The organism is Streptomyces solicamelliae, from assembly GCF_045348655.1.
Classification (GTDB): Bacteria; Actinomycetota; Actinomycetes; order Streptomycetales; family Streptomycetaceae; genus Streptomyces; species Streptomyces solicamelliae.
Genome location: NZ_CP160404.1, coordinates 4,142,043 through 4,164,148, shown reverse-complemented (window position 1 = coordinate 4,164,148; position 22,106 = coordinate 4,142,043). Strand labels below are relative to the sequence as shown.

At 72.8% G+C, this 22,106-nt stretch carries 24 protein-coding genes; 11 read left to right on the top strand and 13 right to left on the bottom strand.

Annotated elements, in window-relative coordinates; genetic code table 11:
* Positions 1–5 precede the first annotated feature (5 nt).
* Genes ABZO31_RS19390 through ABZO31_RS19355 form a run of 8 tightly spaced genes read right to left on the bottom strand, consistent with a single transcriptional unit; the run spans position 6 to position 7,096 of the window.
* On the bottom strand, positions 6–2,039 hold the full coding sequence (locus tag ABZO31_RS19390; protein WP_406862497.1) for an NADH-quinone oxidoreductase subunit L: 2,034 nt from the start codon (positions 2,037–2,039) through the stop codon (positions 6–8).
* On the bottom strand, positions 2,036–2,395 hold the full coding sequence (nuoK, locus tag ABZO31_RS19385) for an NADH-quinone oxidoreductase subunit NuoK (RefSeq protein ID WP_406862496.1): 360 nt from the start codon (positions 2,393–2,395) through the stop codon (positions 2,036–2,038). Before nuoK ends, ABZO31_RS19390 begins: the two co-directional genes overlap by 4 nt.
* Positions 2,395–2,946, bottom strand: coding sequence for an NADH-quinone oxidoreductase subunit J (locus tag ABZO31_RS19380; protein ID WP_406862495.1), 552 nt, complete (start codon positions 2,944–2,946; stop codon positions 2,395–2,397). The genes nuoK and ABZO31_RS19380 overlap by 1 nt, the downstream gene beginning before the upstream one ends.
* Positions 2,943–3,542: a NuoI/complex I 23 kDa subunit family protein gene (locus tag ABZO31_RS19375; protein WP_406862494.1), complete on the bottom strand. Its 600-nt coding sequence runs from the start codon at positions 3,540–3,542 to the stop codon at positions 2,943–2,945. Before ABZO31_RS19375 ends, ABZO31_RS19380 begins: the two co-directional genes overlap by 4 nt.
* Positions 3,539–4,507 (bottom strand): complex I subunit 1/NuoH family protein, encoded by a 969-nt coding sequence (locus ABZO31_RS19370; RefSeq protein WP_406862493.1) that lies wholly within the window; start codon positions 4,505–4,507, stop codon positions 3,539–3,541. Before ABZO31_RS19370 ends, ABZO31_RS19375 begins: the two co-directional genes overlap by 4 nt.
* A complete protein-coding gene (locus tag ABZO31_RS19365) occupies positions 4,504–6,108 on the bottom strand; it encodes an NADH-quinone oxidoreductase subunit C (protein ID WP_406862492.1) in 1,605 nt (534 codons plus the stop codon). Before ABZO31_RS19365 ends, ABZO31_RS19370 begins: the two co-directional genes overlap by 4 nt.
* The gene (locus ABZO31_RS19360; RefSeq protein ID WP_406862491.1) at positions 6,105–6,689 is read right to left on the bottom strand and encodes an NADH-quinone oxidoreductase subunit B; all 585 of its coding nucleotides are present in this window, start codon (positions 6,687–6,689) and stop codon (positions 6,105–6,107) included. Before ABZO31_RS19360 ends, ABZO31_RS19365 begins: the two co-directional genes overlap by 4 nt.
* Positions 6,680–7,096, bottom strand: a complete 417-nt coding sequence (locus ABZO31_RS19355) for an NADH-quinone oxidoreductase subunit A (protein ID WP_406862490.1) — start codon at positions 7,094–7,096, stop codon at positions 6,680–6,682. Before ABZO31_RS19355 ends, ABZO31_RS19360 begins: the two co-directional genes overlap by 10 nt.
* A 231-nt stretch (positions 7,097–7,327) precedes the next feature.
* Here ABZO31_RS19355 and ABZO31_RS19350 point away from each other — a divergent pair, with 231 nt between their 5' ends.
* From ABZO31_RS19350 to ABZO31_RS19330, 5 genes are all read left to right on the top strand, one after another.
* The gene (locus ABZO31_RS19350) at positions 7,328–8,563 is read left to right on the top strand and encodes a sensor histidine kinase (protein WP_406862489.1); all 1,236 of its coding nucleotides are present in this window, start codon (positions 7,328–7,330) and stop codon (positions 8,561–8,563) included.
* Positions 8,564–8,703: 140 nt separating this feature from the next.
* A complete protein-coding gene (locus ABZO31_RS19345; protein WP_406862488.1) occupies positions 8,704–9,990 on the top strand; it encodes a sensor histidine kinase in 1,287 nt (428 codons plus the stop codon).
* Positions 9,991–10,216: 226 nt separating this feature from the next.
* On the top strand, positions 10,217–10,888 hold the full coding sequence (locus ABZO31_RS19340) for a LuxR C-terminal-related transcriptional regulator (protein ID WP_406862487.1): 672 nt from the start codon (positions 10,217–10,219) through the stop codon (positions 10,886–10,888).
* 166 nt (positions 10,889–11,054) lie between these two features.
* Entirely contained in the window at positions 11,055–13,013 is a 1,959-nt protein-coding gene (locus ABZO31_RS19335) for a 2-oxoacid:acceptor oxidoreductase subunit alpha (protein ID WP_406862486.1), read from the top strand.
* Positions 13,006–14,058 carry a 2-oxoacid:ferredoxin oxidoreductase subunit beta gene (locus ABZO31_RS19330; protein WP_406862485.1) on the top strand — a complete coding sequence of 351 codons (1,053 nt, stop codon included), beginning with the start codon at positions 13,006–13,008 and terminating at the stop codon, positions 14,056–14,058. The genes ABZO31_RS19335 and ABZO31_RS19330 overlap by 8 nt, the downstream gene beginning before the upstream one ends.
* 60 nt (positions 14,059–14,118) lie before the next feature.
* On the opposite strand, the gene ABZO31_RS19325 is transcribed toward ABZO31_RS19330, so the two are convergent.
* Positions 14,119–14,484: a winged helix-turn-helix transcriptional regulator gene (locus tag ABZO31_RS19325; protein WP_406865407.1), complete on the bottom strand. Its 366-nt coding sequence runs from the start codon at positions 14,482–14,484 to the stop codon at positions 14,119–14,121.
* Positions 14,485–14,677: 193 nt separating this feature from the next.
* Between ABZO31_RS19325 and ABZO31_RS19320 the strand changes: the two genes are divergently transcribed.
* Positions 14,678–15,544: an NmrA family NAD(P)-binding protein gene (locus tag ABZO31_RS19320; RefSeq protein WP_406862484.1), complete on the top strand. Its 867-nt coding sequence runs from the start codon at positions 14,678–14,680 to the stop codon at positions 15,542–15,544.
* Positions 15,545–15,643: 99 nt separating this feature from the next.
* Positions 15,644–16,630 carry an EamA family transporter RarD gene (rarD, locus tag ABZO31_RS19315; RefSeq protein ID WP_406862483.1) on the top strand — a complete coding sequence of 329 codons (987 nt, stop codon included), beginning with the start codon at positions 15,644–15,646 and terminating at the stop codon, positions 16,628–16,630.
* A gap of 47 nt (positions 16,631–16,677) precedes the next feature.
* On the opposite strand, the gene ABZO31_RS19310 is transcribed toward rarD, so the two are convergent.
* On the bottom strand, positions 16,678–17,016 hold the full coding sequence (locus ABZO31_RS19310; protein ID WP_406862482.1) for a DUF6401 family natural product biosynthesis protein: 339 nt from the start codon (positions 17,014–17,016) through the stop codon (positions 16,678–16,680).
* Between the two features lie 29 nt (positions 17,017–17,045).
* Positions 17,046–18,446: an MFS transporter gene (locus tag ABZO31_RS19305; protein WP_406862481.1), complete on the bottom strand. Its 1,401-nt coding sequence runs from the start codon at positions 18,444–18,446 to the stop codon at positions 17,046–17,048.
* A gap of 120 nt (positions 18,447–18,566) precedes the next feature.
* Here ABZO31_RS19305 and ABZO31_RS19300 point away from each other — a divergent pair, with 120 nt between their 5' ends.
* Positions 18,567–19,028, top strand: coding sequence for a winged helix-turn-helix transcriptional regulator (locus ABZO31_RS19300; protein ID WP_406862480.1), 462 nt, complete (start codon positions 18,567–18,569; stop codon positions 19,026–19,028).
* Positions 19,029–19,040: 12 nt separating this feature from the next.
* Here the strand turns inward: ABZO31_RS19300 and ABZO31_RS19295 are convergent, their stop codons facing one another.
* Positions 19,041–19,625 (bottom strand): CGNR zinc finger domain-containing protein, encoded by a 585-nt coding sequence (locus ABZO31_RS19295; protein WP_406865406.1) that lies wholly within the window; start codon positions 19,623–19,625, stop codon positions 19,041–19,043.
* 49 nt (positions 19,626–19,674) lie between these two features.
* Between ABZO31_RS19295 and ABZO31_RS19290 the strand changes: the two genes are divergently transcribed.
* On the top strand, positions 19,675–20,127 hold the full coding sequence (locus tag ABZO31_RS19290) for a VOC family protein (RefSeq protein ID WP_406862479.1): 453 nt from the start codon (positions 19,675–19,677) through the stop codon (positions 20,125–20,127).
* Between the two features lie 70 nt (positions 20,128–20,197).
* Positions 20,198–20,437, top strand: a complete 240-nt coding sequence (locus ABZO31_RS19285; protein ID WP_406862478.1) for a hypothetical protein — start codon at positions 20,198–20,200, stop codon at positions 20,435–20,437.
* 11 nt (positions 20,438–20,448) lie between these two features.
* On the opposite strand, the gene ABZO31_RS19280 is transcribed toward ABZO31_RS19285, so the two are convergent.
* Positions 20,449–20,961, bottom strand: a complete 513-nt coding sequence (locus ABZO31_RS19280; protein ID WP_406862477.1) for a DUF1203 domain-containing protein — start codon at positions 20,959–20,961, stop codon at positions 20,449–20,451.
* 116 nt (positions 20,962–21,077) lie between these two features.
* Here ABZO31_RS19280 and ABZO31_RS19275 point away from each other — a divergent pair, with 116 nt between their 5' ends.
* Positions 21,078–21,923: a HEAT repeat domain-containing protein gene (locus tag ABZO31_RS19275; RefSeq protein ID WP_406862476.1), complete on the top strand. Its 846-nt coding sequence runs from the start codon at positions 21,078–21,080 to the stop codon at positions 21,921–21,923.
* Positions 21,924–22,106 lie beyond the last annotated feature (183 nt).

Here is a 22,106-nt window from a genome sequence, read left to right as displayed (position 1 = left end):
TCGGCTCACGACCCCGCGTTGACGTTGGCAAGGACGACGGCGGCGACCGCCAGGACCACGGAACCGGCGAGCAGCACGCTCAGATAGGTCTGCACGTTGCCGGTCTGGGCCTTGCGGGCCAGCCACCCCAGGCCCTTCGTGCCGCTGCCGGCGCCGTTCACGTACGTGTCGACGACCTCGCGGTCGAGGAAGCGGACCAGGCCCGCGGCCGCGACGACGGGGCGGACGAACAGGCGGTCGTAGACGGCGTCGAGGTGGAAGCCGACGGCCGCGTGGCGGTGCAGCGGGCCGAGGAGCAGCCGGCCGGGGTCGGCGGGGTCCTCGGAGGGGTGCGGCAGGTGCAGCGCCTCCGCCTCGACCTGGCCGGCCTCCGCGTCGGGGTGGGCGACGGTCGGCGCGTACGCGGCGGGGGCCCCGGCCGGTACCGGCGGGTGGGTGCGCAGGGTGCGCCAGACCGCGTACGTGATCACCGCGCCCACGAGGGCGACGCCGGTGCCGAGGACGGCCGTGGTGACGGTCGGAGTGAGCGCGTTGCCGTCGAACCAGTCGTCGAGGTACGCGACGGTGAGCCCGAAGCCGAGGGAGGGCACGGCGAGCACCCACAGGACGGCGTTCATGGCGATCGGCTGGCGAGCGGGGGTCCCCCCTGCTCGAACGGAGTCGAGAGCTTGGGGGAGGTCCGGGGCCTCGGCGCTGCGGCCGTGGAAGGCGAGCAGCCAGAGGCGCATCGCGTACGCGGCGGTGCCGAGGGCGGTGAGGAGGGCGGCGATCAGGACGATCCAGCCGGCTCCGGCGGGGGCGACGGTGCGGTCGCCGAGCGCGGTGTGCTCGGCGGCGACCAGGACGGCCTCCTTGGAGAAGAAGCCGGCGAACGGCGGGATCGCGGCGAGCGCGAGGAGGGCGACGGTCATCGTCCAGTACGCGTCCGGGACCCGCTTGGCCAGGCCGGTCATGCGGGACATCGCGGCGAGCGAGTTGGTGCCCGCGGCGTGGATGACGACGCCGGCGGCGAGGAACAGCAGGGCCTTGAACGCGCCGTGCGAGAGGAGGTGGAACACGGCCGCGCCGCGGTCGCCGACGGCGAGCGCGCCCGCCATGTAGCCGAGCTGACCGATGGTCGAGTAGGCGAGGACGCGCTTGATGTCGTCCTGGGCGAGCGCGGCGAGCGCCGAACCGACCATCGTCACCGCGGCCATCACGGCGAGCACGGTCATCGCGGCGGCGGAGGCGGCGAAGACCGGGAGGAGCCGGGCCACGAAGTAGATACCGGCGGCGACCATCGTCGCGGCGTGGATGAGCGCCGAGACGGGGGTGGGGCCGGCCATGGCGTCGGGGAGCCAGGTGTGCAGCGGGAACTGCGCGGACTTCCCGGCGACGCCGGCGAGCAGCAGCAGCGCGATCAGGGTCGGGTGGTCGAGGCCGCCCGCGGCGACGGCGCCGAGGATCCCGGTGATCCGGAAGGTGCCGGCGTCGACGGCGAGCGCGAACAGACCGAACAGGAAGGGGACGTCGCCCAGCTTGGTGACCAGGAAGGCCTTCAGCGAGGCGGAGCGGGCCTCCGGGGTCTCCCAGTAGTGGCCGACCAGGAAGTACGAGCAGATGCCCATGATCTCCCAGCCGACCAGGAGGACCATCAGGTCGCCGGAGTAGACGACCAGCAGCATCGCGGAGGTGAAGAGCGAGACGAGCGCCGCGTACGAGGGGTAGCGCGGGTCGTGGCGCAGGTAGCCGGTCGAGTAGACCTGCACGCAGGACGCGACGACGCCGACGACGACGGCGACCAGGGCGGCGAAGCCGTCGATGTACAGGGCCAGGTCGATCGGTACCGAGCCGGTCGGGGTGAGTTCGGTGGCCGCCTGGACGGCCTTCCCGCCGCCCTGGCGGGCCGCGACCAGCACCGCGAGCACGGCGGCGCCGAGGGTCGGCAGGACGGCCAGCGGGCGGACGAGTCCGGGCACGGTCCGGCCGAGGAGCAGGCCGGCGAGCGAGCCGAGGAAGGGGAGGACGGGGACGAGGACGGCGAGGGTCGTGGTGGTCACGCGGTGGCCTCCGCCTTGTCGTCGCCGGCCGTGGGGGCCTGGGCCTGGTCGGGCTCCTTGGTGTCGCGCAGTCGGTCGACGTCCGAGGTGCCGCGGTTGCGGTACACCATCAGGACGATCGCGAGACCGATGCCGATCTCCGCGGCGGCGATGGCGATGGTGAACAGGGTCAGGGCCTGGCCGGCGTGCAGGGTGTCGCGGAGCCAGACGTCGAAGGCGACCAGGTTGAGGTTGACCGCGTTGAGCATCAGCTCGACGGACATCAGCACCAGGATCGCGTTGCGCCGGGCGAGGACGCCGTACAGGCCGACGGAGAAGAGGAGGGCGGCGAGGACGGCGGGATAGGCGAGGTGCATCAGCGCGCGTCCTCCTTGTCGCCCTTGCGGGACAGCACGATCGCGCCGACCAGGGCGGCGAGGAGCAGGACGGAGAGCGCCTCGAAGGGCAGCACCCAGTGGCGGAAGAGCATCTCGCCGGTCACCTTCGTGGAGCCGTGGACGGGTCCGTCCAGGTCGATCCAGGTGGTGCGGAAGGCGTCGACGACCACCCACACGAGGGCGGCCGCCGCGACGACGGCGACCGCGAGGGCGGCCGGGCGGTTGCCCGAATCGGCGTCCGGGGAGCGGCCGATGGGCGCCCTGGTGAGCATCAGCCCGAAGAGGAGGAGCACGACGACGGAGCCGACGTAGATCAGCACCTGCACCCAGGCGATGAACTCCGCGGTGAGCAGCAGGTACTCGACGGCGAGCCCGCCGAGGGCGACGACCAGCCAGAGGGCGGCGTGCACCAGTTGGCGGGTGGTGACGGTGACGACGGCCGCGCCGAGGGTGGCGAGTCCGACGAGGACGAAGGCGATCTCGACGCCGGTGGGCGAGAGGAAGCCGGGGTGGGCGGCGGCGAGGTTCACTGCGCGTCTCCCCCTTCTGCCGTACCGGAGTCCGCCCGCGCCGCGGCTTCCGCGGCGGCCTGCTTCTCGACGGCCTTGCGGGCGGCCGCGAGTTCCTTGGGCTCCTCCGCGCGCGGGTCGAGCGCGGGGGGCTCCGGGACGGTCCACATCCACTCGCGCAGCTTGTCGCGCTCGTGGGTGAGCTCGTGGATGTCGGTCTCCGCGTACTCGAACTCCGGCGACCAGAACAGCGCGTCGAAGGGGCAGACCTCGATGCAGATCCCGCAGTACATGCAGAGGGAGAAGTCGATGGCGAAGCGGTCGAGCACGTTGCGGCTGCGCTCGCGGCCGCCGGGGGCGGCGGCGGGGACCGTCTCCTTGTGGGAGTCGATGTAGATGCACCAGTCCGGGCACTCGCGGGCGCAGAGCATGCAGACCGTGCAGTTCTCCTCGAACAGCCCGATCACGCCGCGGCTGCGCGGCGGGAGTTCGGGCTGGACCTCCGGGTACTGCGCGGTGTGGGACCTGCGCGTCATGGTGCGGAGGGTGACGGCCAGGCCCTTGGCGAGGCCGGAGCCGGGGATGCGGGGACGGGAGGGCGGGAGAGACGCAGTCATGACTGGATCGCCACCTTCACGATGCCGGTGAGCGCGATCTGCGCGAGGGCGAGCGGGACGAGGGTCGTCCAGGCGAGCTTCTGCAGCTGGTCCTCGCGCAGCCGCGGGTACGAGACGCGGAGCCAGATCACGACGAAGGCGAGGACGGCGGTCTTGAGCAGCGTCCACAGCCAGCCGAGGCCCTCGCCGCCGAACGGGCTGTGCCAGCCGCCGAGGAACAGGACGGTGGTGAGGGCGCAGAGGACGACGATGCCGGCGTACTCGGCGAGCAGGAACAGCGCGAAGCGCAGTCCGGTGTACTCCGTGTACGCGCCGAAGATGATCTCGGAGTCGGCGACGGGCATGTCGAACGGCGGCCGCTGGAGTTCGGCGAGACCGGCGACGAAGAACACGAGCGCGCCGGTGATCTGCCAGGGCAGCCACCACCACTCGAAGGCGTCCAGGATGCCGGTCAGCGAGACCGTGCCGGCGGCCATCGCGACGGACGCGGCGGCGAGCAGCATCGGCAGCTCGTACGCGAGCAGCTGGGCGGCCGTGCGCAGGCCGCCGAGCAGCGAGAACTTGTTGGCGGAGGCCCAGCCGGCCATCAGGCTGCCGAGCACGCCGACGCCCATGACGGCGAGCACGAAGAAGACGCCCGCGTCGACGACCTGCCCGACCGCGTCACCGGGGCCGACCGGGATCGCGACCAGCACGAGGAGGTACGGCAGGAGAGCGACGGCCGGCGCGAGCTGGAAGATGCGGCGGTCGGCGTCGGCCGGGACCACGTCCTCCTTCTGCGCGAACTTCACCCCGTCGGCGACGAGCTGCGCCCAGCCGTGGAACCCGCCGGCGTACATGGGACCGAGCCGGCCCTGCATGTGCGCCATCACCTTGTGCTCGGTCTGCCCGACGACGAGCGGCAGGAGAAGGAAGGCGACGAAGACGGCGAGCAGCCGGAGGACGACGTCGAGTGCGTCATTCACGCGGAATCGCCTCCGGGGGGTGGGGTGGGGGACGGGGGGTCGTCGGGGTTGAGGGGCGGGTCGGCGGGGCCGGCGCCGTCGCTGGGGCCGGGGTCGGTGCCGCCGGTGACAGGTTCGGCGCCGGTGCCGTCCGCGGGCGCGGGGGCGTCGGCAGGCTTCGCGTCGGCGGTGGGCTCGGGGCCGGGCTCGGGGCCGGGCTCGGTGCCGCCGGTGACGGGTTGGGTGCCGGCGCCGTCCGCGGGCGCGGGGGCGTCGGCGGGCTTCGCGTCGGCGGTGGGCTCGGGGCCGGTGTCGGTGCCGCCGGTGGCGGGTTCGGTGCCGGCGCCGTCCGCAGGCGCGGGGGCGTCGGCAGGCTTCGCGTCGGCGGTGGGCTCGGGGCCGGTGTCGGTGCCGCCGGTGGCGGGTTGGGTGCCGGCGCCGTCTCCGGACGGCTCGTCCGCGGCGGGCTCGGGCTTCGGCTGGGCCTCGGCCTGCAGCTCAGGCTGGGCCCCGGCCTGCGGCTCCGGCTTGGCCTCTGCCTCGGGCTCCGGCTGGGCTTCGGGCTCCGACTCCGGCTCGTCGAAGGCCGGGCGGGCGTGGTGCCAGGGGGCGTCGGAGCTGCGGGGGCGGGGGGGGCGCTCGTCCGTGGCGGGGGCCTCGGCGGGGGTGTCCGCCTCCGCGCGCTGGCTCGCCGAGCCCGCGCTTGCCGTGCGGTTGCGGCGCGGGGGCGCGCCGGGGGCCTGGCTCGCCGATCCCTCCGCGGCCGTACGGGCGCGGCGCGGCGGACGCGCGACAGGGGTACCGGCCTCCGGCGTACCCGGCGCGGCCGCCTCGGGGGCCGCCTGGCTCGCCGATCCCTCCGCGGCCGTACGGGTACGGCGCGGCGGACGCGCGGCGGAGGCGCCCGCCTCGGTCGCGGGCTCGGGGGCCGCCTGGCCGGCCGAGCCCTCGCTCGCCGTGCGGGTACGGCGGACCGGGCGGTCGCCGGCCGCGGCCGCGCGGGCGCCGCGGGCCGGGCGTTCCGGGGCGGGCGGGAGCTGGCCCTTGAGCGGACCCCACTCGTTCGGGTCGGGGACGCCGGGCGGGAGCATCTGGCGCCGCTTCGGCCCTCCGTGCTCGGACTCCCCCGGCTCCTTCGCACCCGGCCACGCCTTCGCGACCCGCGCCGCGAGGACGAAGTCCTTGCGCAGCGGGTGGCCCTCAAAGGTCTCGGGGAGCAGCAGGTGCACCAGGTTGGGGTGGCCCGTGAAGGTCACGCCGAACATCTCGTACGTCTCGCGCTCGTGCCAGGCCGCCCCCGCGTACACGTCCACCGCGGTCGGCAGCGTCGCCGCGTCGTGCGGCACGGTCGTCCGCAGCAGGAGCCTGCGCACCCGGCCGCCCTCCAGGGCGGCGACGTGCGCGCAGACCCGGAAACCGGCGCCGGGCTCGTCGACGGCGCTCAGCCAGTCGAAGAACGTGCAGCCCAGCTCGTCCCGCGCGGTCGTCAGCGCGGCGATCCAGGCGTCGGCGGGGACGTCGACGGTCAACAGGTCGTACGCCCGCTCGGCCGTCGCCCCGGGGCCGAAGACGTCGGTGACGGTCTCCGGGAGGCCGTCGTACCGCTCCGGGTCGGCGCTCACGCGTCACCACCGCCCGGCTTCGGCGGGGCCACGAGGTCGCTGGTCAGCTGCGCCACGGACGGCGTGCTGTACCGCTCCCCCAGGCTCTCGCGGGCGATCTTCTCCTGGAGCTTGAGGATGCCCTGGAGCAGCGCCTCGGGCCGCGGCGGGCAGCCGGGCACGTACACGTCGACGGGGATGATCTGGTCGACGCCCTTGGTGACGGAGTACGAGTCCCAGTACGGGCCGCCGCAGTTCGAGCAGGCGCCGAACGAGATCACGTACTTCGGCTCCGGCATCTGCTCGTAGAGCCGCTTGACGGCCGGCGCCATCTTGTCCGTCACCGTGCCGGAGACGATCATCAGGTCGGCCTGGCGGGGGCCCGGCGCGAACGGGATCACACCGAGCCGGATGAAGTCGTGCCGGGCCATCGACGCGGCGATGAACTCGATCGCGCAGCAGGCCAGGCCGAAGTTGAACACCCAGAGGCTGTAGCGGCGGCCCCAGTTCAGGACCACCTTCATCGGCTCCGGCGCGAGGCGGGAGAGGACGCCGAGCCGCTTCGGCTCCGGCAGGTCCACGGGGGCGGGGCTCACGTCCATGTCAGGACCCCCTTCTTGTACGCGTAGAGCAGTCCCACGGCCAGGAAGCCGAGGAAGATGAACATCTCGACGAGCGTCGTCGCGCCGTATCCGTCCGCGGCGAACACCGTCGCCCAGGGGAACAGGAAGATCGAGTCCACGGCGAAGATCACATAGAGGAAGGCGTACACGTAGTAGCGGACCTGGGTGTGGGCCCAGCCCTCGCCGACGGGGTCGACGCCGCATTCGTACGTGAGCAGCTTCTCCGGCGTCGGTACGACCGGCCGCAGCAGTCGGCCCGCGCCGAAGGCGATCGCGACGAACAGCACGCCGATGACGGCGAGCAGTCCCACGACCGAGTAACCCTCGAAGTAGTCCGCCGCGGCAAGTCCGGTCGACGCGGTCGACACTGTCGTCGTCTCCGGCACGTCCGCCCCTCGCTCCCTGCCCGATCTGCCCGTTCGACGATCTGTACGCACGGGAGTCTAGGCCCTGATAAGGCCACGGTAAGCAGTCGTGCCGGATGCCGGACGCCGGTGATCCGTCGGGCCGGGACGCGGGCGCGGTGGGGCGGGTGGGGTTCGGGTGGGGTTTTCCCCAGGGAAGGTGTGCGAGGAACCCCATGGCATCGGGATCTGCGGCCCGGCAGGCTGTTCGACATGAGCACCCGTACTTCTGTCGAGACCGCCGGCGCCCCTGTTGACGCCGGCGTCCCGCCGCGCCCCGCGCGGATCGCCGCCGTGGACGGCGGCACCTGGCGCGAGGTCGCGCATCTGCTGGCGAACCTGCCGATGGCGCTGGCGGGTTTCGTGTACGTGGTGGTCACGGTCGTCCTGGGCATAGGCCTGTCGGTGACCGTGATCGGGCTGCCCTGGCTGGCCGTGGGCCTGGCGGGTGCGCGCGGGCTCGGCCGCTTCGAGCGGCGGCGGGCGCGGACGCTGCTCGGGGTGCGGGTCGACGAGCCGAGCCCGCTGCCGGCGAGCCGGGGCGGACTGTTCGGCTGGGCGTGGTCGCGGCTGAAGGACCCGGTGGCGTGGCGGACGGTGCTGTACGACTTCGTCCGGCTGCCGTGGGGGGTGCTGACGTTCGCCTTGACGCTGGTGTCGCTGCTGGTGCTGTGGCCGCTGCTGCCGCTGGTGACGCGCGGGCTGTCGAACGCGGACCGGGCGATGGTGCGCGGGCTGCTGTCCCCGTCGGACGAGCTGGAGCGGCGGATCGCCGAGCTGGAGTCGGACCGGGGGGTCGTCGTCGACACGGCGGCGGCGGACCTGCGCCGAATAGAACGCGACCTGCACGACGGGGCGCAGGCGCGGCTGGTCGCGCTGGCGATGGGGTTGGGGCTCGCGAAGGAGAAGCTCCTGGAGGACCCGGAGGCCGCCGCGGCGATGGTCGAGGAGGCGCACGGCGAGGTGAAGCTGGCGCTGCAGGAGCTGCGGGACCTGGCGCGCGGCATCCACCCGGCGGTGCTGACGGACCGGGGGCTGGACGCGGCGCTGTCGTCGGTCGCCGCGCGGTGCACGGTGCCGGTGACGGTGAACGTGGACCTGGCCGAGCGGCCGGCGGAGGCGATCGAGGGGATCGCGTACTTCACGGTCTCGGAGCTGCTGCAGAACGTCTCCAAGCACGCGGCGGCCCGCAGCGCCACGGTCGAGGTCTGGCGCACGGCGGACCGTCTGCTGCTCCAGGTCGGCGACGACGGCCGGGGCGGCGCCCGCCTGGACGCCGGTACGGGGCTCAAGGGCCTGGCCGAGCGTCTGAACGCCGTGGACGGTCTCTTCGTCGTCACCTCCCCGAAGGGCGAGGGCACCACGGTCACGGCGGAACTGCCGTGGCGCGCCAGGACGGCGACCGGCGCGAAGGACGCCAAGAGCGCGACGAGCGCGAAGAAGCAGTAGCGGGACGTGTCTCTCCGCCGTCGCTCCCCCTGGTGGGGTTAACCCCCCTCTCAAGAGGCCCACCGGCCTCATGGTCCGGGGGGCCGCGGGCCGGGAGGCTGGGGGTACGAGGTCGGAACCGGGAGAAACGGAAGCGAGAGATGGCTCTTCATCGCCTGCCCGCCGCGCTGCGGGCCCCGATCGAGGCACGGACCTGGCGCGAGTTCGGGTATCTGCTGCTCAGTCTGCCGCTGAGCGTCCTCGCCTTCGGGCTCTCGGTCACCACGCTCTCCCTGGGCGCAGGGCTGCTGATCACCTTCCTCGGCATCCCGGTCCTGGCCGGCGGGCTCGCCGTGTGCCGGGGGTTCGGGATGCTGGAGCGGGCCCGGGCGCGGTCGCTGCTGCGGTTCCATGTGCCGGACCCCGAGCCGGCGCGGGCCGCGGGCGGCGGGGCGATGGCGCGGATCGGGGCGGTGCTGAAGAGCGGCGCGTCCTGGCGGCACCTGCTGTACGGGATCGTGCACCTGCCGTGGGCGATCTTCGCGTTCACGGTCGCGGTGACCTTCTGGACGTACGGCTGGGCCGCGCTCACCTACCCGCTGTGGCGGTGGGCGCTCCCCGTCCACGTCGGGGTGAACGGCATCCAGCTCTACGGCGACGCCACGCACAGCGTCGTGCTGGACTCGTCCGCGGAGCTGGCCCTGACCAGCCTGGTCGGTCTGGCCCTGGTGCTGGTCACGCCCTGGATCCTGCGCGGCCTGACGTTCGTCGACCGGCTGATGGTCTCCGGGCTGCTCGGCCCGTCGCGGCTGGCCTCGCGGGTCTCGGAGCTGGAGACGGACCGCGGCGTGGTCGTCGACACCGCGGCGGCGGACCTGCGCCGAATAGAGCGCGACCTGCACGACGGGGCGCAGGCCCGGCTCGTCGCGCTCGCGATGGACCTGGGCGCGGCCAAGGAGAAGCTCGCCGACGATCCGCGAGGAGCGGCCCAGCTGGTCGAGGAGGCGCACGGCGAGGTGAAGACCGCGCTGCAGGAGCTGCGCGACCTCGCCCGGGGCATCCATCCGGCGGTCCTCACCGACCGGGGGCTGGACGCCGCGCTGTCCGCCGTGGCGGCCCGCTGCACCGTGCCCGTCTCCGTGGAGGTGGACCTGCCGTCCCGGCCGGCGGCGGCGATCGAGGGCATCGCGTACTTCACGGTGTCCGAGCTGCTGCAGAACGTGTCCAAGCACGCGCGGGCCCGGCGGGCCTGGGTGGACGTGTGGCGGACCGGCGACAAGCTGCTGCTGCAGGTGCGGGACGACGGGCGCGGCGGAGCGGAGCCGGGCGCGGGCGGCGGACTGCGGGGGCTGGCGGAGCGGCTGGACGCGGTCGACGGCATCCTCGCGGTGGACTCGCCGACCGGCGGCCCGACGACCGTGACCGCCGAGCTCCCCTGGCGCGCCTGAGCCGCGGCGGCGGGCGGACCTTCGGCCGGCCGGTCGCCCCGTCGACAAGAACGACGCGGGGCGGCCCGGGGAGGCACGCGGCCTGCGCGGGGCGGCGTGGGCTGAAACTGATCGATGACTGACCGACTCTGATCACTCTCGTCTCTGACTCCGGCGCAAGCTGCGATGCTGGATAGGCAACGCGCAACGACGCATCGAGCCAGAGAGCCATGGGGGGCGGCAGGTCGTGGAAGACAGGGTGCGGGTGGTCATCGCCGAGGACTCGGTGCTGCTGCGGGAGGGCCTGACCCGGTTGCTCACCGACCGGGGACACGAGGTCGTCGCGGGTGTCGGCGACGGGGAGGCGCTCGTGGAGACGGTGGCGAAACTCGCCGCCGAGGGAGCCGCCCCTGACGTGGTCGTCGCCGACGTACGGATGCCTCCCAGCCATACGGACGAGGGGGTCCGCGCGGCCGTCACGCTCCGGAAGGACCATCCGGGGATAGGCGTGCTCGTCCTGTCACAGTACGTGGAGGAGCGCTACGCCACCGAACTGCTGGCCGGTTCCAGTACCGGCGTCGGCTACCTGCTGAAGGACCGCGTCGCCGAGGTGCGGGAGTTCGTGGACGCCGTCGTCCGGGTCGCCCGGGGCGGCACCGCGCTGGACCCGGAGGTCGTCGCGCAGCTGCTCGGCCGGAGCCGCAAGCAGGACGTGCTCGCGGGTCTGACCCCGCGCGAGCGGGAAGTCCTGGGCCTCATGGCGGAAGGCCGGACGAACTCCGCGATCGCACGCCAGCTGGTGGTGAGCGACGGCGCGGTGGAGAAGCACGTCAGCAACATCTTCCTGAAGCTGGGGCTCTCCCCCAGCGACGGCGACCACCGTCGGGTTCTGGCCGTGCTGACCTATCTCGAATCATAGATTCCTGGAATCCTCAACATCTGACGGACTGTCAGCCCACTCCGGGCGACTCAGCGGCCGGAGACGGGCGGACAACGAAGAACCGCGCCCCTCATCGACGTAGGGTTGGCGTTGGGAGGACCGGTGATCCGGTCGCGACCAGCCGCCTCGAAGGAGGTCCAGTTCAGTGACCAGCCAGGTCAGTAGCCCGGCCGAGCAGGCCGACGAGGCCGAAGAGGCCAATGAGGCAGTCGTCGGGGAGCAGCGCAGCGCCCCGGCGACGAACGGCGCCGCGAAGGAAGTACGCCGTCTGGACCGAGTGATCATCCGCTTCGCGGGTGACTCCGGCGACGGTATGCAGCTCACGGGCGACCGGTTCACCTCGGAGACCGCGTCCTTCGGGAACGACCTCTCGACGCTGCCGAACTTCCCCGCCGAGATCCGGGCCCCCGCCGGGACCCTGCCCGGCGTCTCCTCGTTCCAGCTGCATTTCGCGGACCACGACATCCTCACCCCGGGCGACGCGCCGAACGTGCTGGTCGCGATGAACCCGGCCGCCCTGAAGGCCAACATCGGGGACGTGCCGCGGGGCGGCGAGATCATCGTCAACACGGACGAGTTCGCCAAGCGGGCCATGGCCAAGGTCGGCTACGAGACCTCCCCGCTGGAGGACGGCTCGCTGTCCGGCTACCGGGTCCACCCGGTGCCGCTGACGACGCTGACGATCGAGGCGCTGAAGGACTTCGGGCTCTCCCGCAAGGAGGCCGAGCGCAGCAAGAACATGTTCGCCCTCGGCCTGCTGTCCTGGATGTACCACCGGCCCACCGAGGGCACGGAGAACTTCCTGCGGGCCAAGTTCGCGAAGAAGCCGCAGATCGCCGAGGCGAACGTGGCCGCGTTCCGGGCCGGCTGGAACTTCGGCGAGACGACCGAGGACTTCGCGGTCAGCTACGAGGTGGCCCCGGCCACGAAGGCGTTCCCCACGGGCACGTACCGCAACATCTCCGGGAACCTGGCCCTGTCGTACGGCCTGATCGCCGCCTCCCGCCAGGCGGACCTGCCGCTGTACCTGGGCTCGTACCCGATCACCCCGGCCTCGGACATCCTGCACGAGCTGAGCAAGCACAAGAACTTCGGCGTGCGGACCTTCCAGGCCGAGGACGAGATCGCGGGCATCGGCGCCGCGCTCGGCGCGGCCTTCGGCGGGGCGCTCGGCGTCACCACCACCTCCGGGCCCGGTGTGGCGCTGAAGTCCGAGACGATCGGCCTGGCGGTCTCCCTGGAGCTTCCGCTGCTGATCGTGGACATCCAGCGCGGCGGCCCGTCCACGGGCCTGCCGACCAAGACCGAGCAGGCCGACCTGCTGCAGGCCATGTACGGCCGCAACGGCGAGGCGCCCGTCCCGGTCGTGGCCCCGAGGACCCCGGCCGACTGCTTCGACGCGGCCCTGGAGGCGGCCCGGATCGCGCTGACCTACCGGACGCCGGTCTTCCTGCTGTCCGACGGCTATCTGGCCAACGGCTCCGAGCCCTGGCGGATCCCCGACGTGGAGACGCTGCCCGACCTGCGCGTCCGCTTCGCCACCGGCCCGAACCACACCCTCGACGACGGCACCGAGGTCTTCTGGCCGTACAAGCGCGACCCGGAGACCCTGGCCCGCCCGTGGGCCCCGCCGGGCACACCCGGCCTGGAGCACCGGATCGGCGGCATCGAGAAGCAGGACGGCACGGGCAACATCTCGTACGACCCGGCCAACCACGAGTTCATGGTCCGCACCCGGCAGGCCAAGATCGACGGCATCGACGTCCCGGACATCGAGGTCGACGACCCGGACGGCGCGCAGACGCTGGTACTGGGCTGGGGCTCCACGTACGGGCCGATCACGGCCGCGGTACGCCGGCTGCGGCTCGCCGGCCACCCGATCGCGCAGGCGCACCTGCGCCACCTCAACCCCTTCCCGAAGAACCTCGGGGAGGTCCTGAAGCGATACGAGAAGGTCGTCGTCCCGGAGATGAACCTGGGACAGCTCGCCACCCTCGTCCGCGCGCGCTACCTCGTCGACGCGCGCAGCCACACCCAGGTGAACGGGATGCCGTTCAAGGCCGAGCAGCTCGCCGCGGCGCTCAAGGAGGTCATCGATGTCTGAGTCGCTCCTGAATCTGGTGCCGAAGGCCGAGGCCAAGCAGTCCATGAAGGACTTCAAGTCGGACCAGGAGGTCCGCTGGTGCCCGGGCTGCGGCGACTACGCGGTCCTCGCGGCCGTGCAGGGCTTCATGCCGGAGCTGGGGCTGGCGAAGGAGAACATCGTCTTCGTCTCCGGCATCGGCTGCTCGTCCCGCTTCCCGTACTACATGAACACCTACGGGATGCACTCCATCCACGGCCGCGCCCCGGCCATCGCGACCGGTCTGGCCACCTCGCGCCGCGACCTGTCGGTGTGGGTGGTGACCGGCGACGGCGACGCGCTGTCGATCGGCGGCAACCATCTGATCCACGCGCTGCGGCGCAATGTGAACCTGAAGATCCTGCTGTTCAACAACCGGATCTACGGGCTCACCAAGGGCCAGTACAGCCCGACCAGCGAGCTCGGCAAGATCACCAAGTCGACGCCGATGGGGTCGCTCGACGCGCCCTTCAACCCCGTGTCGCTGGCGCTCGGCGCGGAGGCGAGCTTCGTGGCCCGGACGGTCGACTCCGACCGCAAGCACCTCACCGAGGTACTGCGCCAGGCCGCCGACCACCCGGGCACGGCGCTGGTGGAGATCTACCAGAACTGCAACATCTTCAACGACGGCGCGTTCGAGGTCCTCAAGGACAAGGACCAGGCCCAGGAGGCGGTGATCCGTCTGGAGCACGGGCAGCCGGTCCGCTTCGGCACGGACGGCCACAAGGGCGTCGTCCGCGACCCGCGCACCGGTGACCTGAAGGTCGTCGAGGTGACCCCGGACAACGAGGCGGAGCTGCTGGTGCACGACGCGCACGCCGCGACGCCGACCACGGCCTTCGCGCTCAGCCGGCTCGCCGACCCGGACACGCTGCACCAGACGCCGATCGGGGTGTTCCGGTCGGTGGAGCGGCCGGTGTACGACACGCTGATGGCGGAGCAGCTGGACGAGGCCATCGAGCAGAACGGCAAGGGCGATCTGGGCACACTGCTGACCGGCAACGACACCTGGACGGTCGTGGGCTAGCCCGCGACCATCACGACGGGCGTCCTTCGCTTCCGGCGAGGGGCGCCCGTCGGCGCTTCCTCACGCCGTCGTCGCGCGCCTCGCGTCGTACGCGGTCCGCGCCGCCTCGACCGCCGGCAGCCGCTGCTCGGTCCAGCGGGCCAGCTCCCAGATCTGCCGGGCTGCCTCCTCGCCGAGCGCGGTGAGGCTGTAGTCGACCCGCGGCGGGATGACCGGCTTGGCGTCGCGGTGCACGAAGCCGTCCCGTTCCAGGGTCTGCAGGGTCTGCGTGAGCATCTTCTCGCTGACGCCGCCGACGTGCCGGCGCAGTTCGCTGAAGCGGTACGAGCGCTCGCGCAGCGCGATCAGGATCAGCACACCCCAGCGGCTGGTCACATGCTCCAGGACCAGCCGCTCGGGGCACAGGCCCCCGTCCGCGACGGTCAGCGGACTCCGGCGACGGTCCGACGCACCTGCCGACGTACTCACTGACGCACTCACGGACGTACTTGCGGACGTACTCACCGAGGGACTTACTTCCATACCTGTACCTTACTTCAAAGTGGGCACTTCCGAATGGTTAGTGTCATCCGTACGGTGAGTGGCAGACCCCCTCCCCCCACCGGATCTGGAGCACACCATGAGCATCGTCGTCACCGGAGCCACCGGACAGCTGGGCCGTCTCGTCGTCGACGAGCTGCTCGCCACCGTCCCCGCCGGCTCCGTCGCCGCGGTCGTCCGCGACAAGGGCAAGGCAGCCGACCTCGCCGAGCGCGGCGTCGAGCTGCGGATCGCCGACTACGACCGGCCGGAGACGCTGGCCGGGGCGTTCCGGGCGGGCGACCGGGTGCTGCTGATCTCCGGCAGCGACGTCGGCCGCCGCGTCCCGCAGCACGCCGCGGTGATCGACGCCGCCAAGGCCGCGGGCGTCGCCCAGCTCGCGTACACCGGCGTCCTCGGCGGGCCCGAGGCCGACTTCCGGCTCGCCGACGAGCACCAGGAGACCGAGCGGCTGATCCTCGGCTCCGGTCTGCCGTACACGCTGCTGCGCAACGGCTGGTACTCCGAGAACTACACCGCCAACCTCGCCCCCGTCCTCGCGCACGGCACGGTCGTCGGCAACGCCGCCGACGGCCGGATCGCCTCCGCCGCGCGCGCCGACTACGCCGCCGCCGCGGCCGCCGTACTGACCGGCCCGGCCGAGGAGCACCTGAACCGCGCGTACGAGCTGAGCGGCGACACGGCCTGGTCCCTGGAGGAGTACGCGGCCGAGGTCGCGCGCCGGACGGGCCGGGAGATCGCGTACCGGAACGTCCCCGCCGCCGCGCACCTGGAGATCCTCACCGGTGCCGGCGTCCCGGCGCTCTTCGCCGAGATCCTCGTGGACGTCGACGAGGCCATCGGGCGCGGCGCCCTGGCCGCGACCAGCGGCGATCTGTCCCGGCTGATCGGCCGGCCGACCACCCCGATCGGCGAGACGATCGCCGCCGCCCTGCCCTCCGCATGAAGTCATGACCGTATGGCGGTACGGACATGACAGCCTGCCCCTCGCGGCGCTACCGTTCATCAGAACGGCGTAACGCGAGGCAGGCGGGCAGGAGGTTCGGTGAAGACGGAGAACGAGGGTCGGGCAGGGCTCCTGTACGGGATCGGCGCCTACGGCATGTGGGGTCTGGTCCCGCTCTTCTGGCCGCTGCTCAAGCCGGCCGGGGCGATCGAGATCCTCGCCCACCGCATGGTCTGGTCACTGGCCGTCGTCGGCCTCGCGCTGCTCGTCCTGCGCCGCTGGGGCTGGGTGCGCGAGCTCCTCGCCGCGCCGAAGAAGCTGGGCCTGCTGGCCCTGGCCGCCACCGTCATCACCGTCAACTGGGGCCTGTACATCTGGGCGGTCAACTCCGGCCAGGTCGTCGAGGCATCCCTCGGATACTTCATCAACCCCCTGGTCACCATCGCCATGGGCGTGCTGCTCCTCAACGAGCGGCTGCGGCCCGCACAGTGGGCGGCCGTCGGCATCGGCTTCGCCGCGGTGCTCGTGCTCTCCGTCGGGTACGGGCGGCTGCCGTGGATCTCGCTGACCCTCGCGTTCTCGTTCGCGATCTACGGCCTGATCAAGAAGAAGGTCAACATCGGCGGCCTGGAGTCGCTGGCCGCCGAGACCGCGATCCAGTTCCTGCCCGCCCTCGCCTATCTGCTCTGGCTGGGCTCGACCGGCGGGACCGCCTTCGGCGCGCACGGCGGCGGCCACGCGGCGCTGCTCGCCGCGACCGGCATCGTCACCGCCGCCCCGCTGGTCTGCTTCGGCGCGGCCGCGATCCGGGTGCCCCTGTCGACGCTGGGGCTGCTGCAGTACCTCGCCCCGGTCTTCCAGTTCTCCCTCGGCGTCCTGTACTTCCACGAGGCCATGCCGCCCGAGCGGTGGGCCGGCTTCTCGCTGGTCTGGCTGGCGCTGACCCTGCTCACCTGGGACGCGCTGCGCACCGCGCGCAGGACGCGGGCGGAGGCCGCCCGGCTGGCCGCGGCGGCCGCGGAGACCGTCGCGGCGGAGGCGGAAGCGGAAGCGGCGGCCAAGGCACGTGCGGCACATCCGATGTGACCCGGACGTACGACGAAGGGGGCGGGCCCGCGGGCCCGCCCCCTTCGTCATGCGCCCGCGTCCCCCAGCAAGTCGTGCTCGCGGATCAGCCAGCAGATCGCCGTGAGCCGCAGGGTCGCGAAGTCGTGGCCGACCGGCTCGACCCAGTCGGCCTCCGAGAGCCAGTCGGTGAAGCCCAGCACGTAGTCGGAGAGATCCTCGCCGTGCAGCGAACGCCGCTCCGGGCTGTCGGTGGCCCGCCGCTGCGCGGGGACGAGAGCGTCGCACACGGCCGCCGCATGCTGGTCGATCGCCGCCACCAGCCCCGGCTCGAAGCCGAACTCCGCGAGGCGGGGCATGTAGGCGGCGGCGACGCCCACCAGCGGCGAGCCGGGCGTTTCGTTCATGCCTCCACATTAGGCGCGTACCGGCACGATCAGACCGTGAGCTTGGTCGCAGCCCCGGCAGGGTCCGCGCGCTCGGTCCGCGCCATCCGGGCCCGGACCCCCACCGCGCTGACCACGGCGCCGAGCGCGACCATCGCGACCGGGACGACGAGGGCCGCGCGGAAGCCGTCGAGGCCGCCACCGCTCATCCCGTACACCGCGGTGACCAAGGAGACGCCGACGGCGGAGCCGAACTGGGTGGCCGTGGTGAGCAGTCCGCTCGCCAGGCCCTGCTCCTCCTCGGCGACGCCGTCGGTGCCGGCGATGGTGAGCGGGCCGTAGGCAAGGGCGAAGGCGAGACCGCTGAGCAGGAGGGTGGGGAACATCGCCGCGTACGACCAGTCCGCGCCGACCGGCAGGAACAAGGCGTACGAGGCGATCGCGAGCACGAATCCGCCGAGGATCACCCGGGCGTTGCCGAAGCGGGCGACCAGGCGCGGGGTGAGCGTGGGGGCGAGGATCGCGTCGACGCCCATGACGAGCAGCGCGAACGCGGTCTGCGAGGAGGACCAGCCGCGCAGCTCCTGCAGGTAGAGCGTGGCGACGAACTGGAAGCCGAAGAACGCGCCGACGAAGAGCAGCGCGCCGAGGTCGGCGCGGATCACGGAGCCCTGGCGCAGCAGCCCGAGCCGGACGAGGGGGGCCGCGGCCCGCCGCTCCACGGCGACGAACACCCCGACGAGGAGGAGACCTGCCGCGAGCACCACGAGAGTCGACGGCAGGCCGTCGAGCCCGTGCTCGAAGCGGACGATGCCGTACGCGAGCAGCAGCATCGCCCCGGCGGCTATGAGCGCGCCGGGCAGGTCGAAGCCCTGACCTGTGCGGTCCGGGCGGGGCTCCTTCGGGATCAGCTTCAGTGCGGCGAGCAGCACCGCGGCGGCGAGCAGCACCGGCGCGAAGAACACCCAGCGCCAGCCGAGTTGGGTGAGCAGTCCGCCGATGACCAGGCCCAGCGAGAAGCCGCCCGCGGCGGTGCCGGCGAAGACCAGCAGCGCCTGGTTGCGCTGCGGTCCCTCCTCGTACGAGGTGGTGATGATCGACAGCGCGGCCGGGGTCATGAACGCGGCGGCGACGCCGGTCACGAACCGGGCGAGGATCAGCATCCAGCCCTCGGTCGCGAAGCCGCCGAGGCCGGAGAAGAGCAGGAAGACGGTCAGCCAGCCGAGGAACATCCGGCGGCGGCCGAGGAGGTCGGCGGCCCGGCCGCCGAGCAGGGTGAAGCCGGCGTAGCCGAGGACGTACGCGGACATCACCCAGGCCGCGGTGCCGGTCGACAGGCCGAGATCAGAACGGATGGCGGGGACGGCAACGGCGAGCATGGCGACGTCGATGCCTTCGAGGAAGATCGTCCCGCAGAGGACGAGGAGCAGGCTCCAGGCGCGTAAGGACACAGCTGTCTCCAGGGCAGGGGGCAGGAAGGGTCGGAAGGCAGGAAGTGGCAAGGGTGGTTACGCATGTGAGGGTCGGTTCCCTCTTGTAACCACCTGCATCCTGGGACAGGATCACGAGCTGTGGAAGAAGGCACTTCGAAGTCACCGAGTTACTGCGCAGTGACCCACACGGCCGCCGACGGCGGGGACGCCGACCCGTTCCAGTGGGACGTCCGGGAGGACTGCGAGGTACGGCAGATCCTCGACCGGATCGCCGACAAGTGGTCGCTGCTCGTCATCGCCCTGCTCGACCGCCGGAAGCTGCGCTTCTCCGAGCTGCGGCGGGAGATCGACGGCATCAGCCAGCGGATGCTGACCGTCACCCTGCGCCAGCTGGAGCGGGACGGCCTGGTGAAGCGGACCGTGCACCCGGAAGTGCCGCCGCGCGTCGAGTACGAGCTGACGCCGCTGGGAGGCACGCTGCACACGACGATCCGCTCCCTGGTGACCTGGACCGAGCGGCACCAGAACGAGATCGCGGCGGCGCGGGAGGAGTACGACGCGCGCGCGGCGGCGGAGACGGCCCTGCCGGCCGCGCGCTGACGCGAACCCCCGTCACGAACCTTCCGCTTGGGCGCGGGCCCGGTGCGCCCGCGCCTTGTGGCGGTTGCCGCACCGCTCCATCGAGCACCAGCGACGGCGGCCCGGGCGGGAGGTGTCGGCGAAGAGCAGCGCGCAGTCGTCCGCGCCGCAGACGCGGACGCGGTCGGCATAGGGCCCGGTGAACAGCTCCACCGCATCGCGCGCGACGGTCCCGAGCAGCGCCGAGCCGGTGGCCCCGGGGGCCCACACACGCGTCCCGTCCGGCGCGATCCGCGTGACGAGCGGGACGCGGGCGGCGGCCGCGTTGAGCACGTCGACGTCGCCGGCGGGCAGCGGCTCGCCCTGCGCCCGCGCGAGCGCGAGCCGCGAGAGCGCGTCCCGCGCCTCCCGTACGGCCACGAGCTCCTCCGGGGAGACGGTCACGTCGAGCCCCGGCGCGAGCCGGGAGTCGCGTACCCACTCCTGAAGCCCTTCGGGCCGGTCCAGGACCTCGTACTGCGCCGCCACGGGCCCGGGTCCGCCGGTGAGCAGCAGCTCCAGGCACAGCGCCCCGGCGTCGAAGCGGAACACCTGCCCGTCGCGGGGTCGCAGGGTCATGGCGTGTGCGGTTGCCGTCTCACTCACGTAACCACTATAAGTGGTTACCATGACGACTCTGCACTGGAAGCTAGTGATCGACGCGAACGACCCGCACGCCGAGGCCGAGTTCTGGGCCGGGACCCTGGGCTATCTGGTCGAGGACCACAGCGCGCTCATCGAGCGGCTGCTCTCCGTCGGCGCGGTCCCGCCCGAGGCGACGCTCACCCGCGCCGGCCGCCCCGCCTGGCGCGAACTCGCCGCCGTCCGGCATCCGGACGACCCGCACGAGCCCGAGTCCGGCACCGGTCTGGGCCGCCGCATCCTCTTCCAGGGCGTCCCGGAGAAGAAGAGCGGCAAGAACCGGCTCCACATCGACGTCCACACCGCCCCCGGCACCCGCGACACCGAAGTGGCCCGCCTGGAGGGCCTGGGCGCGACGGTACTCCGCGAGGTGGCGGAACAGGGCAGCGCATGGACGGTCATGGCGGACCCGGAGGGCAACGAGTTCTGCGTGCACTGAAGGCGCGCGCCGGGGGCGCACAGGGATGAGGCGGCCGTGCCCTGGGCGGGCACCGGTCGTTCACCCGGTCATGAACAAGATCGCCTCGGCCGCCGCACTCGCCCTCGCGGGCGCCGCCGCCCTCGCCTCCCCCGCCCACGCCGACAACGACAGCAACTTCGGCGGCGGCGTCAACGCCGCCAACAACTGGAACTTCACGGCCGCGGCCGTGTGCCTGCAGGAAGTCGCGGTGGAGCCCGTCCTGGGCGACTGGGTCGGGGACCACGTCAACAACTGCTCCAACGGGAACGTCATCGACCACTCGAAGTAGCCGGAACGGTCCTACGCGACCGGGCGGCGCACCTCGAACTGGAAGCAGCCGTACTCGACGGCCCGGACGTGCACGAGAACGACGTCCGGTTCGGCGAACGCCTCCGCGAGCGCCTTGTCGAAGCCCTCGCCCGGCTCCTGGGGAATCTCCAGGAGCCGGCCGCCGACGATCCGGCCGCCGGCGTCGTAGCGCCGCAGGGTGCGCAGCGCGCCGGACCGGTCGAAGGGGTACGAGTCGGGCCGGGCGGCCGGCCCGGCGCATCCCTCGGCGTGGACGAAGACCGGCCCCTGCTCGTCGTACGCCCCGGGCCGGGCCCCCGTCTCGGCGGCCCAGCGCCGCAGCGGGGCGTACGAGACGAGCGCGATCCGCTCCCCCGCCCGCGCACCGCGCAGGCAGCACCGCAGCGGGCTCCCGGCGGTTTCCTCGCCCGCCGCGAACGGCACACAGGGCCGCCCCGCGTCATCGGTACGGCGCAGCTCGGCGAGGGTGGCAGGCGGAATGGGCAGTGCGGTGTAGGTGGTCACCCGCCCAGCCTCACGGGCGGGCGCGGCCGGCACCGGCGGTATTCGGACGCCGCGTTCGCGCTGCTCGCCGGAGGCGCACGCAAGGGCCCCCGGGCCGGTCCGTAGCATCGGGCCCCATGGCCACCTTCGTGCATCTCACACCCGCCGCCAACAGCGCCCGAGTGCGGCGCGGCGGACTCCGGGCCCAGGGGCGGGGGGAGCGGCGGGGCGTGTTCCTGTTTCCCGTGCTGCCCTCGTACACGCTCACCCATCAGTGGCTGCGCGAACTGTCCCGCCGCCCCGGACCACGGCAACTCGTCGCCGTGCACGTGCGGTTGGCGGACTCCGAGACGGTGAGGGTGGGACGGTACAACGACCGCGAGCCGGTCACGGCGACCGCGGCCGACGCGGTGCGGCGGATCGCCGCGCTGGAGGACCCGCGGGGCTGGGAGGTGTTCCTGCCGCGGCCCGTCGCCGCGCGGGAGGTCCGGGCGATCCGGCCCGTCCGACAGGTCAACGGATGGCGGTACTTCCCCGACGCACACCGCGTCACCCCCTGCACCTGTTACGGCTGCCGGGTCCGCGGCGAGTACGGATCCCAGCGGCTGCGCCGCCGCCGGCCGCACCCGTTCGACGGTCCGCCACCCCCGCCCCGCGTGCTGCTCGCCCGCCTCGACGCCGCCGAGGCGCGCGGCGACGCGGCCGCGCTCCGCGAGGCGCTGAGCTGGTACGGCATGCGCCGCCGGGGACCGCTCCCCCGCCTCGCCACCCTCGCCGGCCACACCGACCCGGCCGTCCGCACCGCGCTCGTCGAGGCCGTGGCGTACTGGTCGACACCCGGAGTGCAGGAGCTGCTGCGACAGCTGACGGGCGATCCGCACCCGGACGTGCGCGAGGCGGTCGCCGACGCACTGGAGACCCTCGCCGACCTCGCCGCCGACGACGAGGACTCGGACGACGAGGACGACCGGGGTCAGTCCTGAGGTCCCTGCCCCCTGCCGCCCGAAGGGACCAACGGCCTGCCGCCCCGCCTCCCCCGTACGGCCGTCCGCTCACCGAACACCCCTGACCGGTTTCCGCTCTTGACGGTGAATCAAACTCTCGTCGAACATTCACCCGCACCACGCACAGCTCTCGCACGTTTCCGTTCCATCCCCGTTCGGAAT

Excerpts from the sequence above, each read along its gene's own strand:
- nuoK (WP_406862496.1), bottom strand. The coding sequence starts at position 2,395 with ATGCACCTCGCCTATCCCGCCGTCCTCGCCGCCCTCCTCTTCTCCGTC.
- ABZO31_RS19290 (WP_406862479.1), top strand. The coding sequence starts at position 19,675 with ATGACGACTCTGCACTGGAAGCTAGTGATCGACGCGAACGACCCGCAC.
- ABZO31_RS19310 (WP_406862482.1), bottom strand. The coding sequence starts at position 17,016 with ATGAACGAAACGCCCGGCTCGCCGCTGGTGGGCGTCGCCGCCGCCTAC.
- ABZO31_RS19350 (WP_406862489.1), top strand. The coding sequence starts at position 7,328 with ATGAGCACCCGTACTTCTGTCGAGACCGCCGGCGCCCCTGTTGACGCC.
- ABZO31_RS19295 (WP_406865406.1), bottom strand. The coding sequence starts at position 19,625 with ATGACCCTGCGACCCCGCGACGGGCAGGTGTTCCGCTTCGACGCCGGG.
- ABZO31_RS19320 (WP_406862484.1), top strand. The coding sequence starts at position 14,678 with ATGAGCATCGTCGTCACCGGAGCCACCGGACAGCTGGGCCGTCTCGTC.
- ABZO31_RS19375 (WP_406862494.1), bottom strand. The coding sequence starts at position 3,542 with ATGACTGCGTCTCTCCCGCCCTCCCGTCCCCGCATCCCCGGCTCCGGC.
- ABZO31_RS19330 (WP_406862485.1), top strand. The coding sequence starts at position 13,006 with ATGTCTGAGTCGCTCCTGAATCTGGTGCCGAAGGCCGAGGCCAAGCAG.
- ABZO31_RS19275 (WP_406862476.1), top strand. The coding sequence starts at position 21,078 with ATGGCCACCTTCGTGCATCTCACACCCGCCGCCAACAGCGCCCGAGTG.
- ABZO31_RS19360 (WP_406862491.1), bottom strand. The coding sequence starts at position 6,689 with ATGGACGTGAGCCCCGCCCCCGTGGACCTGCCGGAGCCGAAGCGGCTC.
- ABZO31_RS19285 (WP_406862478.1), top strand. The coding sequence starts at position 20,198 with ATGAACAAGATCGCCTCGGCCGCCGCACTCGCCCTCGCGGGCGCCGCC.
- ABZO31_RS19345 (WP_406862488.1), top strand. The coding sequence starts at position 8,704 with ATGGCTCTTCATCGCCTGCCCGCCGCGCTGCGGGCCCCGATCGAGGCA.